The sequence below is a fragment of the Burkholderia sp. GbtcB21 genome (genome assembly GCF_019091065.1).
GTDB classification, from domain to species: domain Bacteria; phylum Pseudomonadota; class Gammaproteobacteria; order Burkholderiales; family Burkholderiaceae; genus Burkholderia; species Burkholderia pyrrocinia_C.
Genome location: NZ_JAGXKA010000005.1, coordinates 138,271 through 151,458, shown reverse-complemented (window position 1 = coordinate 151,458; position 13,188 = coordinate 138,271). Strand labels below are relative to the sequence as shown.

The window sequence follows — 13,188 nt, the reverse complement described above, 5'->3', positions numbered from 1 at the left end:
TGTCGGCATGGCAGGTAAGGCTTCATTCTACTGCAATGCGGCAATTGCACCGCCAGCCTGCCCCGCCGCCGCCGTCGCGGACCTACGCGCAGAATGCCTCGATCAGCGCCGCGATCTGCTCGGGCTGGTCGTGATGCACCATGTGGCCGGCATCCTCGACGAGCTTCTCGCGCCAGTCGGGGAACGCGTTGAAACGCGCCTTGAATTCCGGCAGCGGGATGTCGCCGGCGAGGTGCGCGAGCGTCGGCGAATTGACGGCCTCGACGTGCAGCACCTTCGCGCGCACCTGCGCCCAGGTGGCCATCACCTCGTCGAGCCGGTACAGCAGCGGCCCCGGCATCTTGTGCGCGGGGTCGGCCAGCAGGTGGTAGAGGCCGTCGTCGCCGCGCTTCGACCAGTGCGCGGCGAGGAACGCGGCGCGGCGCGGGTCGAGCCGCGGATTGGTCCTGGTCAGGCGCGCCGCCACGTCGTCGAGGGACGCGTACGGGCGCAGCGCGGGCGGCTCGCGCAGTTCGTCCAGCCAGCCGCGCAGCCGGCGCGGCGCCTGCCCGGCCCGCGCCGGCGCGAGCCCGAAACCCTCGAGGTCGACCACGCGCCGCACGCGTTCCGGCCGCGCGCCCGCGTACAGGCACACGACGTTCGCGCCCATGCTGTGTCCGACCAGGTTGACTTCGCCGGTCGGCGCATAGTGATCGACGAGCGCATCGAGGTCGCCCAGGTATTCGTGGAACCAGTAGTGGCCGCCGCCCTGTCGCGCGACCGGCCAGTCGGACAGCCCGAAGCCACGCGCATCGGGTGCGATCACCTGCCAGTCGCCCGCGAGCGCATCGACGACGAACTGGAACGACGCCGCGACGTCCATCCAGCCGTGCAGCATGAACAGCGTCGGCGCATCGGGCCGGCCCCAGCGCCGCACATGCAGCTTCACGCCGCGCACCGTGACGAAATCGGAAACAGAACTCGACGCACTCATTGCAGCCGCCAGAAAAAAGAATGATCGTTCGATTATAGCGGTGGTGCCACAGTTCAGGCGGTCGGCATTCGAGGCACTTCTCTAGCGTAGCGGCGGTGCGAGGGCCGGCCGGACCGGCCGCGCGTCCCGCCGGGAAACGCGATCCGCCGGGCGAGCGGGCCGGCCGGCGGCGGCACGCGTGCGGCGACAAACGATACGCAGCCGGACGCGATCCGGCTAACGCGCCGCATTTCCGGCCGCTGCGTCCTGCGCGGCCAGTTCGTCGAGTTCGGCCTGCTCGAATCCGGCGTCACGACGTGCATCGAAGTTGAACGGGCCCCGCAGCCGTGGCGCATGGTATTGCTCGGCGAGCTGGCGGTAGGCCGACACCGGATCGCGGCCGGTTTCGTCGCACAGATACCGGAACCAGCGGTTGCCGATCGCGACATGACCGACCTCGTCGCGCAGGATCACATCGAGGATCGCAGCCGACGCATCGTCGCCCGCCTGTACGAGCCGCGCACGGATCGGCGGCGAAGCATCGAGCCCGCGGGCCTCGAGCGTGCGCGGCACGAGCGCCATGCGCGCCAGCACATCGCCCTTGGTCCGCTCGCACATCTCCCACAGCCCGTTGTGCGCGGGAAAATCGCCGTACGCATGCCCGAATGCTGCCAGCCGGTCGGACAGCAGCGTGAAGTGATAGGCCTCCTCGGCCGCGACCTTCAGCCAGTCCGCATAAAACACGTCCGGCAGGCCCGCAAAGCGCCAGACCGCATCGAGCGCCAGATTGATCGCATTGAATTCGATATGGGCGAGCGCGTGCAGCAGCACCGCGCGCCCTTCGGGCGAACGCATGCTGCGCCGCTCGAGCTGGCGCGGCTCGACCAGCGTCGGACGTTCCGGGCGCCCGGGCAGGCCGGCCGGTTCACGCAGTTCGAGCGACGGTGCGATCGCGGCCTGCCCGGCCAGCAGCGCGTCGTACAGCGAACGCACCTGCGCGGCCTTGGCCGCGGGTTCGGATGCGCGCAGCGCGTCGAGCGCGGCGTGGCGCACGCAAACCGGCGCATGACCGAAAGAAGAAGACTCCATGCTCATAAACGGGGACACCCTGCATGCGCATCGCGGGAGCGCACGCACGCGACGGTTTACAATATGCGATCGTTCCGCGGTGCCATGCGCCGGGCAAACCAGACGCGCCATTCTACCGGCGCCCATCACCGAAGAGACAAGGAGACTCCGTGACGATCTACAAGCTGGGCGATACGGCCCCGACGATCCACGAAAGCGTATTCGTCGCCGATACGGCGGCCATCATCGGCAAGGTCGTGCTCGAGGAAAACGCGAGCGTCTGGTTCGGCGCGACGATACGCGGCGACAACGAGACGATTGCCGTCGGCGCCGGCAGCAACGTCCAGGAAGGCGCGGTACTGCACACGGACCCCGGTTTTCCGCTGACGATTGCCGAAAACGTGACGATCGGGCACCAGGCGATGCTGCACGGCTGCACGATCGGCGAAGGTTCGCTGATCGGTATTCAGGCGGTGGTCTTGAATGGAGCGGTCATCGGCCGCAACTGTCTGGTTGGTGCCGGTGCGGTCGTGACGGAAGGCAAGACGTTCCCGGACAATTCGCTGATTCTCGGCGCACCGGCGAAAGTCGTGCGCGAGCTGTCGGCGGAAGACATCGCGCGGCTGCGCGCGAACGCGAAGACATACGTCGAGCGGCGTGCGCATTTCAAGGAGCAACTCGTGCGGATCGGGTGATTCGCGCGGATTTCAAGGAAGAAGAGTGAGCGACCAGTTACAGAAATTCATGTTCAATGCGGCGCCCGTGCGCGGCGAGATCGTTTCGCTGCGCAATACGTGGCAGGAAGTGCTCGCCCGCCGCGACTACCCTGCCCCCGTGCGCACGGTGCTCGGCGAGATGATGGCCGCGTGCGCGCTGCTGTCCGCGAACCTGAAATTTCACGGCACCCTGATCATGCAGATCTTCGGCGACGGGCCGGTCCAGATGCTGGTCGTCCAGTGCGGTTCGGATCTGTCGATGCGGGCCACCGCGAAGTTCTCCGGCGACGCGGCGCAAACGATCGGCGACGACACGAGTTTCGCGTCGCTCGTCAACGCGAGCGGCCACGGCCGCTGCGTGATCACGCTCGACCCGGCCGACAAGCTGCCGGGCCAGCAGCCGTACCAGGGCATCGTGCCGCTGAACGGTGTCGACGGCCCGCTCGAATCGGTATCGCAGGTGCTCGAGCATTACATGCACCACTCGGAGCAGCTCGACACGCGGCTGTGGCTCGCGGCCGATCGCGACCGTGCGGTCGGCATGCTGCTGCAGAAGCTGCCGGGTGACGGCGGCATCGTGCCGCGCAACGCAGAAACCGATATCGACACGTGGGAGCGCGTCTGCACGCTCGGCGGCACGCTGTCCGCGAAGGAGCTGCTCGAAGTCGAACCGGAAGTCGTGTTCCGCCGGCTGTTCTGGCAGGAGAACGTGCAGCACTTCGAGCCGGCCGGCACGCGCTTCCAGTGCTCCTGCTCGCGCGAGAAGGTCGGTGCGATGCTGCGCATGCTCGGCCGCGACGAAGTCGACAGCGTGATCGTCGAGCGCGGCCACGTCGAGATCCACTGCGAGTTCTGCAACCAGCGCTACGAATTCGATCCCGTCGACGTCGCGCAGTTGTTCGCGGCGCCCGGCGTCGAGACCGGCATCGCGCCGGCAACCGGCCAGCGTCACTGAGCGGCGCGCCCGATGCCCGCCGTCCGGGTGCGGGCGCATAATGACGCACGGGCGCCGCACGCACGACGCCGAAGGCTCGGCCTTCGGCGCAAGCCGCTTCCCGCCGTCGGCGCGCTGCAGGAGAAACACATGAATCGCCCGTTTCGCACCATCGTCCTGACGAGCGTTGCCGCCGGCACGCTCGCGCTTGCCGGCTGCGCGATGCCGCCGCCGTCCTCCACGATCCTGAGCCGCCTGCCCGAACCGGGCGCGTCGGGCGGCCAGCCGCCCGCGCTGTCGAGCGCCGAACGCAAGCGCTACGACGAGATCGACCGGCAGGTGCTGCGCGAACAGAACAGCGCGATGGCGGCCGAGGCAGCCGCGCGCGCGTGGGCCTATTATTCGCCTCCGCCCGTGACCGTCTATGGCGGGTATTACGGCGGATGGGGAAATCGCTGGGGAACGGGCATCGGCTACGGCTATCCGGGCTGGTGGTGGTAAGCGATCGCCCGGACGATTGAACACCCGCAGGAAATAAAAAAGCGCGGCATTTCCCGCGCTTTTTCAATGGGTTCGAGCTGCCGCGCTCAGTGATGCGCGGCCTTGCCCTTGTCGCCGCCATGATGCCGCGACGGCTTCGCGATCGACTGCGGATTCGGCACGACACGCACCGGCGCCGCCGACACGGCACCGCGCGTCGACGTGTTCGAAGGCGTGTTGTTCAGCGGCACCGCCGGTGCATTCGGCGACACGAACTGCACGAATACTTCGCCGTCCTTCACCATGCCCATCTCGTAGCGCGCGCGCTCCTCGATGGCCGCTGTACCGCCCTGCAGATCCTGCACTTCGCCTGCGGTCCGCTCGTTGCGCAGCTTCTCGTCCGCATTCTTCTGCAGCTGGTCGCCGAGCTGCTGACGCAATTCATGCACCCGCAGCCAGCCGCCGTGTCCCCACCATAGGGGGTACTGAATGAGCGCCAGCAAGGCAATCAGGACGACAGTGACAAGCCGCATGTAAGAGACGCAGATATAAGAAGCGCCGCTCCGCGCACATGCACAGAGCGGCGTCGATATGACGAACCCGATATTAGCGCGTTAGCGCAGGTTATAGAAAGCCGATTTACCCGGGTAGCTCGCGATGTCGCCGAGATCTTCCTCGATGCGCAGCAGCTGGTTGTACTTCGAGATGCGGTCGCTGCGCGACAGCGAACCCGTCTTGATCTGACCGGCATTCAGGCCGACCGCGATGTCCGCGATCGTCGAATCTTCCGTTTCGCCCGAGCGGTGCGAGATCACGGCCGTGTAGCCCGCGCGCTTCGCCATTTCGATCGCCGCGAACGTTTCGGTCAGCGTACCAATCTGGTTGATCTTGATGAGGATCGAGTTCGCGATGCCCTTCTCGATGCCCTCCTTCAGGATGCGCGTGTTCGTGACGAACAGGTCGTCGCCGACGAGCTGCACCTTCTTGCCGAGGCGATCGGTCAGCAGCTTCCAGCCTTCCCAGTCGCTTTCGTGCATGCCGTCCTCGATCGACACGATCGGGAACTTGTCGGCGAGCGTCGCGAGGTAGTCGGTGAATTCGGCCGACGACAGTTGCAGGCCTTCGCCCGCGAGCTGGTACTTTCCGTCGTGGTAGAACTCGGATGCCGCGCAGTCGAGCGCGAGCAGCACGTCTTCACCCGCACGGTAGCCGGCCTTCTCGATCGCCTGCAGGATCGTCGACAGGCACTCGTCGTTGCTGCCGAAGTTCGGTGCGAAACCGCCTTCGTCGCCGACTGCCGTGCTCATGCCGCGGTCGCTCAGGATCTTCTTCAGTGCGTGGAACACTTCCGCGCCGCAACGCAGGGCTTCACGGAACGTCGGCTGGCTCACCGGGACGATCATGAATTCCTGGATGTCGAGGCTGTTGTTCGCGTGCGCGCCGCCGTTGACGATGTTCATCATCGGCACCGGCAGCTGCATTGCGCCCGAACCGCCGAAATAGCGGTACAGCGGCAGGCCTGCCTCTTCGGCGGCAGCCTTCGCGACGGCCATCGACACGGCCAGCATCGCGTTCGCGCCGAGGCGCGACTTGTTGTCGGTGCCGTCCAGCTCGAGCAGCGTCTTGTCGAGGAACGCCTGTTCCGACGCGTCGAGGCCCATGATGGCTTCGGAGATTTCGGTGTTGATGTGCTCGACTGCCTTCAGCACGCCCTTGCCGTTGTAGCGGCCGGCTTCGCCGTCGCGCAGTTCGATCGCTTCACGCGAGCCCGTGGACGCGCCCGACGGCACCGCCGCGCGGCCCATCGTGCCCGATTCGAGCAGCACGTCGCATTCGACGGTGGGGTTGCCGCGCGAATCCAGAATCTCGCGGCCGATGATATCTACGATTGCACTCATGGGTTTCCTCTGAGAATGACGATGGATTCTTCAAATTGCGACGGCGCGCGTGCCGGAACCGCTTTCGCTACTGACGCGCGAAGCCGCCGCAAGGTTCATTCGATCTTTAATTGAAATCGTTTTCCAGGAACGGGTTGCGCTTCACCGCCTGGTCGAGCGTGACGAGGGTCTCCAGCAGCGCGCCCATCCGGTTCAGTGGCACCGCGTTCGGGCCGTCCGACTTCGCCTCGGCCGGATTCGGGTGCGTTTCCATGAAGAGGCCCGCGACGCCCGTCGCGACCGCCGCACGCGCGAGCACCGGCACGAATTCGCGCTGGCCGCCCGAGCTCGTACCCTGCCCGCCCGGCAGTTGCACCGAGTGGGTCGCGTCGAATACGACGGGCGCGTTCGTTTCGCGCATGATCGCGAGCGAACGCATGTCCGACACGAGGTTGTTGTAGCCGAACGAGACGCCGCGCTCGCACGCCATGAAGCGGTCTTCCGACAGCCCCGCTTCACGTGCCGCGTCGCGCGCCTTGTCGATCACGTTCTTCATGTCGTGCGGCGCGAGGAACTGGCCCTTCTTGATGTTGACGGGCTTGCCCGAGCGCGCGCATGCGTGGATGAAATCGGTCTGGCGGCACAGGAACGCGGGCGTCTGCAGCACGTCGACGACCGACGCGACCTGCTCGATCTCTTCGATCGAATGCACGTCGGTCAGCACCGGCAGGCCGAGCTGGCGCTTCACCTCGGACAGGATCCGCAGGCCCTCGTCCATTCCGAGGCCGCGAAACGACTTGCCCGAGCTGCGGTTCGCCTTGTCGTACGACGACTTGTAGATGAACGGAACGTTCAGCTTCGCGCAGATCTCCTTCAGGCGGCCCGCCGTGTCGATCGTCATTTGCTCCGATTCGACGACGCAGGTACCCGCGATCAGGAAGAAAGGCTTGTCGAGACCGACCTCGAAATCGCACAGCTTCATGCTTTCACTCCGCGCGCTTGCTTGTTGGCGAGCGCGGCTTCGACGAACGACTTGAACAGGGGATGACCGTCACGCGGCGTGGACGTGAATTCCGGGTGGAACTGCACGCCGACGAACCACGGGTGCATCGAGCGCGGCAGCTCCATCATTTCCGGCAGATCCTCGCTCGGGGTACGCGCGCTGATGATAAGGCCGCCGCTTTCGAGCTGGGGCACGAAGCGGTTATTGACTTCATAACGGTGGCGATGACGCTCGTTCACGTCCTTGCCGTAGATTTCTTCCGCCATCGTGCCGGGCTTGATCGGGCAGCGCTGCGAGCCGAGGCGCATCGTGCCGCCGAGATCGGATTCCTCGGTGCGCGTCTCGACCTTGCCGTCGCGGTCGTACCACTCGGTGATCAGCGCGACCACGCGTTCCGGCGTGTCCGGATCGAATTCCGTGCTGTTCGCCTGCTTCAGGCCGACGACGTCGCGCGCGAACTCGATCACCGCGAGCTGCATGCCGAGGCAGATGCCGAGATAAGGCACCTTCGCCTCGCGCGCATAGCGGATCGCCGCGATCTTGCCTTCGGTGCCGCGACGGCCGAAACCGCCCGGGACCAGCACCGCGTCGAGGTGCTTCAGGCTGTCGACGCCGTTCGTCTCGATCTCTTCCGAGTCGATGTACTCGATGTTGACCTTGGTCGACGTGTGCAGCGATGCGTGACGCAGCGCCTCGATCAGCGACTTGTACGATTCGGTCAGGTCGACGTACTTGCCGACCATGCCGATCGTCACTTCGTGCTTCGGGTTCTCCAGCTTCTCGACGAGTTCCGACCACATGCTCAGGTCGGCATCGTGCGGCGTCAGCTTCAGCTCGTCGCAGATGATCTTGTCGAGGCCCTGGTCGTGCAGCATCTGCGGAATCTTGTAGATGCTGTCGGCGTCCCACACCGAGATCACGGCGTCTTCCGGCACGTTCGAGAACATCGAGATCTTCTTCGATTCGTCGTCGGGGATGCGGCGATCCGCGCGGCACAGCAGCACGTGCGGCAGGATGCCGATCTCGCGCAGCTTCTGCACGCTGTGCTGGGTCGGCTTCGTCTTCAGCTCGCCGGCCGTCGCGACGTACGGCACCAGCGTCAGGTGCACGAAGCACGCGCTGTTGCGGCCGAGGCGCAGGCTCATCTGGCGCGCGGCTTCAAGGAACGGCAGCGACTCGATGTCGCCGACCGTGCCGCCGATCTCGACGATCGCGACATCCGGCTCGCCGCAGGTGGCCGATGCGGCCCCGCGCTCGATGAACGCCTGGATCTCGTTCGTGATGTGCGGAATCACCTGCACGGTCTTGCCGAGATAGTCGCCGCGGCGTTCCTTGCGGATCACCGATTCGTAGATCTGGCCGGTCGTAAAGTTGTTGGCCTTGCGCATCTTCGTGCTGATGAAGCGCTCATAGTGGCCGAGGTCGAGGTCCGTCTCCGCTCCATCTTCCGTCACAAACACTTCGCCGTGCTGGAACGGGCTCATCGTGCCGGGGTCGACGTTGATGTAGGGATCGAGTTTGAGGAGGGTGACTTTCAGACCGCGCGATTCGAGGATCGCGGCGAGGGAAGCGGCGGCAATGCCCTTGCCAAGGGAAGAAACTACGCCGCCGGTGACGAAAACATATTTGGTCATCGCTGGATGCTCGCGGGAAAAACGGATTATACCGTAAAGCCCGCCCTTTTCTCAGCAACTGACGTGATGATCGCGCCCTTTCGGGCGGACCCGCGCCAACCGCGCGCCGGGGGGAGAACCGGCCGGCCGGTCGGCGCGGCGGGCACCCGCCGCGGCGCGTACCAGCCGCCGGACGAAGCGTCAGGCGCGCCTCGCGAGCGGCGCGCCGCCCTGCGACACACCGCCCTCTTCCGCCTTCAGCGAATTCAGCATCCGCTGCAATGCACGGGCGGTCTCGAGCGGCCGCTCCATCGGAAACAGGTGGCTGCCCTCGAGCCATTCGACGCGCCCGCGCGCCGCACGGCGTGTCGCGTCGAGCCCGACCTGCCGCACCTCGCGCGAACGCGTGCCGGCGAGAAAACCGATCGGCACCGGCGCGCCGTGCGCGAGCCGCGGGCCGAGCGTGTGCGGCAGCGTCCGGTAGATCAGGTATTCGACCTGCCGGTCGAACGCAAGCGCACGCTCGCCGTCGGCGCCGGCCTGCGGAATGCCGTAGTCGATGTAGTCGGCCAGCATCCGTTCGTCCCAGCGCGCGAACGCGGGCTTCTCGCGGAAATGCCGCCAGACTTCGTCGCGGCTCACCCAGTGCGTGCGCCGGTTGCGGGTCGCGGCGGCCGGCGACAGCCGCTCGTCGAGCCCCGCCCACTGGCTCGCGCGCAACGCGCCCGCACGCCAGCCCGCGATGATCGGCGAATCGATCATCACGACGCCGCGCACCCATTGCGGCTTCTTCAGTGCGGCCATCAGCGACAGGTAGCCGCCGAGCGAATGGCCGACCAGCCAGACGGGACGCTCGTAGCGGCTGCCGATGTCGTCGAGCAGCTGTTCGACGAGATGCGGCCAGTCGCGCGTCACCGGGTAGCGGCGGTCGTGGCCGATCCGCTCGATGTAGCGCAGCTCGTAGTCGTCGGCCAGTTCGGCGAAGATCGTCCGGTACGTCGACGCCGGAAAGCCGTTCGCATGCGAGAAGTGGAGGATGTCCTTCAAATGCCGATGTCTCCTTTGTCGACGGGAGTGAGTGCTTTGGCATTTACTCCCGTCCCATGCTTCGCGTTCTGCCGGGCCCGTGCTTCGGCACTTTGCGCGGGGCCCCTGCATTTCTATAAACCGGCCCTCGCCCCGCTCAACGGTCCATCCAGTACCGCCGCCGTACGTCGCGATAACGCTCGAATGCGAACCCGCCGTCGGCCGGTGCGACGTCGAACCGCACGGCGCCGTCGCGATCGGTGCGCGGCAGCGGAATCCCGCGTGCCTCGTAGCGCGCGAGGACGGTCCGGTGCGGATGCCCGAAACGATTGCGATAGCCTACAGGAAATACCGCGACGCGCGGCCCGACCGAATCGAGGAAAGGCTCGACCGACGACGTGCGGCTGCCGTGGTGCGGAACGACCAGGATCTGCGCGGCCAGCGCGTCGCGCGCGGCGTCCACGAGCTGGCGTTCGGTGCGTGCCTCGATGTCGCCCGTCAGCAGCGCGGACGTGCCGCCCGCGTCGATGCGCAGCACGCACGATTGCCCGTTCGACGCGCCCGTGCCCGGGCCGCCCGGTGGCCAGAGCATCGTGAAGACGACGCCGTCCCAGGTCCAGCGCTGCCCGGCCGCGCACGGCAGCCGGTCGACGACGCCGGCGGCCGTCGCGTCGCGCCACAGCCGGTTCTTCGGCGCAATGCCGGCCAGCAGCTGGCGCACGTCGGCTGCCGCATAGACGGCCGGCGCGCCGCCCGCGTGATCGGCGTCCGCGTGACTGAGCACGAGCGAATCGATCACCGCGATGCCGCGCGAGCGCAACGCCGGCGCGACGATCCGCGCGCCGGCATGCGTCGACTCCGCGCCCGGCCCCGCATCGAACAGCAAGGTTCGGCGTGCGGTCTCCACCAGCACCGACGCGCCCTGCCCGACGTCGAGCACGGTCAGCCGGAAGCCGCCCGGCGGCGGCGCATCCGGTGCCGGCGCGACGAGCGGCAGCCACGTGAGCGGCGCCGCCCAGCGCAACGGCCAGCCGCGCGGCATCAGCGCCCATGCGACACCCACGCACGCAAGCGCCAGCACCGGCCAGTCGGGCATGCGCAGCCAGAACACGCCGGCCGGCCAGTCGGCGAGATACCCGAGCAGCGTCATCATCGGTTCGAGCGCCGCATGCGCAAGCCGGAACGCGTACGCATCGAGCGGTGCGGGCAGTGCGATGCCGGCCAGCACGATCGGCGTCACGACCGTGCTCACCCAGGGAATCGCGAATGCATTGCCGAACGGGCCAGATAGCGAAATCTGCGCGAACCACGCCGCCGTCAGCGGTGCGAGACCGATCGTCACCGCATACTGCACGCGCGTGGCCTCGGCGATACGGCGCGCGGCGCGCGTACCCCACGCACGCAACCGGCTCGACAGGCCGGCCGTATCGTTGCCCTCCTCGCCTTGCGCGTCGACCTCGCGCGCCGCGCGCCAGCCGGCGACGGTCAGCAGAATGACGGCGACCGCCCCGAACGACAGCCAGAACCCGGCCGACAGCACGGCCCACGGATCGGCAAGCAGCACGCCGCCGAGCGCCGCGCACAGCACCGCCGACGTCGGCACGCTGCGCCCGGCCAGATACGCGATGCCGCCGGCCGCGATCATCCACCACGCACGCTGCGCCGGCACGTTGAAACCGGCGAGCGCCGCATAGCCGGCCGCGGCCGCCAGCGCGGCAAGCGATGCCGCATACGGCGCCGGCAACACGAGCGTCGCGGCCCGCGCACGCCAGCGCAGCCGGCGCCAGACCATCGACACCAGCCCGCCCGCGATCGCGCCGACGAGCCCGACGTGCAGGCCGGAGATCGCGACCAGATGGCTCGTACCCGTGTTGCGCAGCACGCGCCAGTCGTCGTCGCCGATGCCGGACTGGTCGCCGATCGCGAGCGCGGCGACGATGCCGCGATGACCGGCGTCGACACCGAGCGTCTCGCCGATGCGTGCCCGCAGCACGTCGCGCAGCCGATCGATCGATGCACGCCAACCCGATGCATGCGCATCGAGCAATACCGACCGCCGCGGCGCGCTGACGTAACCGATCGCGCGAATGCCTGCGGCAAGCCACGCCGCCTCGCTGTCGCGCACGCCGGCATTGGCCTCGGCGTGCGGGCGCTTCAGGCGCACGACGAAGCGCCAGCGCTGCGCGGCACGCAGTTCGGGAAGCGGATTGCGCGTCGCGGATGCGCCATACACGCGCCACGACAGCCGGATCAATGGCGGGAAACGGGCCAGCCCCGCATCGTTCGACTCGACCGCGAGCAGCAGCCGCGCGCCCGTGTCGTCGACGACGGGCAGCCCCCGGATCACGCCGGTGACGACGATGTCGCGCCCTTCCCAGTCGACGGGCAAGCTGTCGCGCAGCCGCCATTCGGCCCGCGCCGCCGCGTAACCGAACCCCGCCACGCAGGCCGCGAGCGCGCACAGCATCCATCCGAGTGAGACGGTCGTGCGCGTGCGCCGGCGGCGCATGCACCACGCTCCCAGCGCCGCGCAACCGGCAAGCGCGGCCGCACCGGCCGTCCATGCGATCGCGCCCGGCAACGCCGCCTGCCGCTGCAGCACGACGACGCCGAGCGCAAACGCGATCCACCACATGCGCATCGCGCCTCCTCGTCGACCTGGCGCCGCCATTGCGAATGCGGCGCCTTCCGGCAACGATTATGCGGACGAAAGTGCGAGTCGCGGCAGCGCGGCGAGCGCGTTAGCCGAAGTGGATAGGCCGAGTGAACTGGCGTCGAGACCGCGCAGTTCGGCGAGCACGTCACCGATGCGCGGCACCTGGTCGGGCGTGTTGCGGGATTTGTACGCCCATTCGGGCGCGATGTCGGGCGCGTCCGTCTCGACGACGATCGCGTCGAGCGGCAATTGCGCCGCAAGCCGGCGGATCTGCAACGCGCGCGTGAATGTCACGTTGCCGCCGAAGCCGAGATGCAGCCCCTGCGCGAGATACGCTTCGGCCTGCTGGAAACTGCCGTTGAATGCATGCGCGATGCCGCGCCGCACGCCGAAGCGGCGCAGCCCCGCGAGCACGCGGTCCTGCGACTTGCGCACGTGGCACAGCACGGGCAGGTCGAATTCGCGCGCCAGCTTCAGCTGCCCCTGGTAGAAGAACTGCTGCCGGTCTTCGTCGAGCCCCGGCACGAAATAGTCGAGGCCGATCTCGCCGATCGCGACGAAGCGCGGATCGTCGAGGCTCGCTTCGATCTCCATGCGCAGCCGGTCGAGATCCTCGTCACGCGCGTGCGGCGTATACATCGGATGGATGCCGAGCGCATAGACGGCACCCGGCGTGCGCTGCGCAAGTTCGCGCACCGTCGTGAAGTTATCGCGCCCGATGCTCGGGATCACGATGCGCGACACGCCGGCCGCGCGTGCCGCCTGCGCGACCGCGTCACGATCGGCGTCGAACTCGGCGGCATCGAGATGGCAGTGCGTATCGATCCACATGACGGCATTCCTGTACCCCTCGCGCCGCGCCG

General features: G+C 67.6%; 12 protein-coding genes. 3 read left to right on the top strand and 9 right to left on the bottom strand.

Going from position 1 to position 13,188, the window contains the following annotated elements; all coding sequences use genetic code 11:
* Positions 1-82: 82 nt before the first annotated feature.
* Positions 83-973: an alpha/beta fold hydrolase gene (locus KVT39_RS13950; RefSeq protein WP_217589375.1), complete on the bottom strand. Its 891-nt coding sequence runs from the start codon at positions 971-973 to the stop codon at positions 83-85.
* A 216-nt stretch (positions 974-1,189) separates the two neighbouring features.
* Positions 1,190-2,047, bottom strand: coding sequence for a ferritin-like domain-containing protein (locus KVT39_RS13945; RefSeq protein WP_217589374.1), 858 nt, complete (start codon positions 2,045-2,047; stop codon positions 1,190-1,192).
* 143 nt (positions 2,048-2,190) lie between these two features.
* Between KVT39_RS13945 and KVT39_RS13940 the strand changes: the two genes are divergently transcribed.
* From KVT39_RS13940 to KVT39_RS13930, 3 genes are all read left to right on the top strand, one after another.
* A complete protein-coding gene (locus tag KVT39_RS13940; RefSeq protein ID WP_034183575.1) occupies positions 2,191-2,715 on the top strand; it encodes a gamma carbonic anhydrase family protein in 525 nt (174 codons plus the stop codon).
* A gap of 25 nt (positions 2,716-2,740) precedes the next feature.
* Complete coding sequence (gene hslO, locus KVT39_RS13935; protein WP_034183574.1) at positions 2,741-3,691, top strand: Hsp33 family molecular chaperone HslO; 951 nt, start codon at positions 2,741-2,743, stop codon at positions 3,689-3,691.
* Between the two features lie 129 nt (positions 3,692-3,820).
* Positions 3,821-4,171 (top strand): hypothetical protein, encoded by a 351-nt coding sequence (locus KVT39_RS13930; protein WP_217589373.1) that lies wholly within the window; start codon positions 3,821-3,823, stop codon positions 4,169-4,171.
* Positions 4,172-4,257: 86 nt separating this feature from the next.
* Here the strand turns inward: KVT39_RS13930 and ftsB are convergent, their stop codons facing one another.
* The 7 genes from ftsB to KVT39_RS13895 form a co-directional block, all read right to left on the bottom strand.
* Positions 4,258-4,683 (bottom strand): cell division protein FtsB, encoded by a 426-nt coding sequence (ftsB, locus tag KVT39_RS13925; protein WP_034183572.1) that lies wholly within the window; start codon positions 4,681-4,683, stop codon positions 4,258-4,260.
* An 81-nt stretch (positions 4,684-4,764) separates the two neighbouring features.
* Positions 4,765-6,048 carry a phosphopyruvate hydratase gene (gene eno / locus KVT39_RS13920; protein WP_011352544.1) on the bottom strand — a complete coding sequence of 428 codons (1,284 nt, stop codon included), beginning with the start codon at positions 6,046-6,048 and terminating at the stop codon, positions 4,765-4,767.
* Between the two features lie 106 nt (positions 6,049-6,154).
* A complete protein-coding gene (gene kdsA / locus KVT39_RS13915; RefSeq protein WP_034183571.1) occupies positions 6,155-7,009 on the bottom strand; it encodes a 3-deoxy-8-phosphooctulonate synthase in 855 nt (284 codons plus the stop codon).
* Positions 7,006-8,664, bottom strand: a complete 1,659-nt coding sequence (locus KVT39_RS13910) for a CTP synthase (protein WP_034183570.1) — start codon at positions 8,662-8,664, stop codon at positions 7,006-7,008. The genes kdsA and KVT39_RS13910 overlap by 4 nt, the downstream gene beginning before the upstream one ends.
* 180 nt (positions 8,665-8,844) lie before the next feature.
* Positions 8,845-9,690 carry an alpha/beta fold hydrolase gene (locus KVT39_RS13905; RefSeq protein WP_034183569.1) on the bottom strand — a complete coding sequence of 282 codons (846 nt, stop codon included), beginning with the start codon at positions 9,688-9,690 and terminating at the stop codon, positions 8,845-8,847.
* Positions 9,691-9,826: 136 nt separating this feature from the next.
* On the bottom strand, positions 9,827-12,310 hold the full coding sequence (locus tag KVT39_RS13900; protein ID WP_217589372.1) for a DNA internalization-related competence protein ComEC/Rec2: 2,484 nt from the start codon (positions 12,308-12,310) through the stop codon (positions 9,827-9,829).
* Between the two features lie 57 nt (positions 12,311-12,367).
* Positions 12,368-13,156 (bottom strand): TatD family hydrolase, encoded by a 789-nt coding sequence (locus KVT39_RS13895; RefSeq protein WP_105392843.1) that lies wholly within the window; start codon positions 13,154-13,156, stop codon positions 12,368-12,370.
* Between the last annotated feature and the right edge of the window lie 32 nt (positions 13,157-13,188).

Coding starts and splice junctions, on each gene's coding strand:
- eno (WP_011352544.1), bottom strand. CDS start 6,048: ATGAGTGCAATCGTAGATATCATCGGCCGCGAGATTCTGGATTCGCGC.
- ftsB (WP_034183572.1), bottom strand. CDS start 4,683: ATGCGGCTTGTCACTGTCGTCCTGATTGCCTTGCTGGCGCTCATTCAG.
- KVT39_RS13900 (WP_217589372.1), bottom strand. CDS start 12,310: ATGCGCATGTGGTGGATCGCGTTTGCGCTCGGCGTCGTCGTGCTGCAG.
- kdsA (WP_034183571.1), bottom strand. CDS start 7,009: ATGAAGCTGTGCGATTTCGAGGTCGGTCTCGACAAGCCTTTCTTCCTG.
- KVT39_RS13910 (WP_034183570.1), bottom strand. CDS start 8,664: ATGACCAAATATGTTTTCGTCACCGGCGGCGTAGTTTCTTCCCTTGGC.
- KVT39_RS13895 (WP_105392843.1), bottom strand. CDS start 13,156: ATGTGGATCGATACGCACTGCCATCTCGATGCCGCCGAGTTCGACGCC.
- KVT39_RS13945 (WP_217589374.1), bottom strand. CDS start 2,047: ATGAGCATGGAGTCTTCTTCTTTCGGTCATGCGCCGGTTTGCGTGCGC.
- KVT39_RS13930 (WP_217589373.1), top strand. CDS start 3,821: ATGAATCGCCCGTTTCGCACCATCGTCCTGACGAGCGTTGCCGCCGGC.
- KVT39_RS13950 (WP_217589375.1), bottom strand. CDS start 973: ATGAGTGCGTCGAGTTCTGTTTCCGATTTCGTCACGGTGCGCGGCGTG.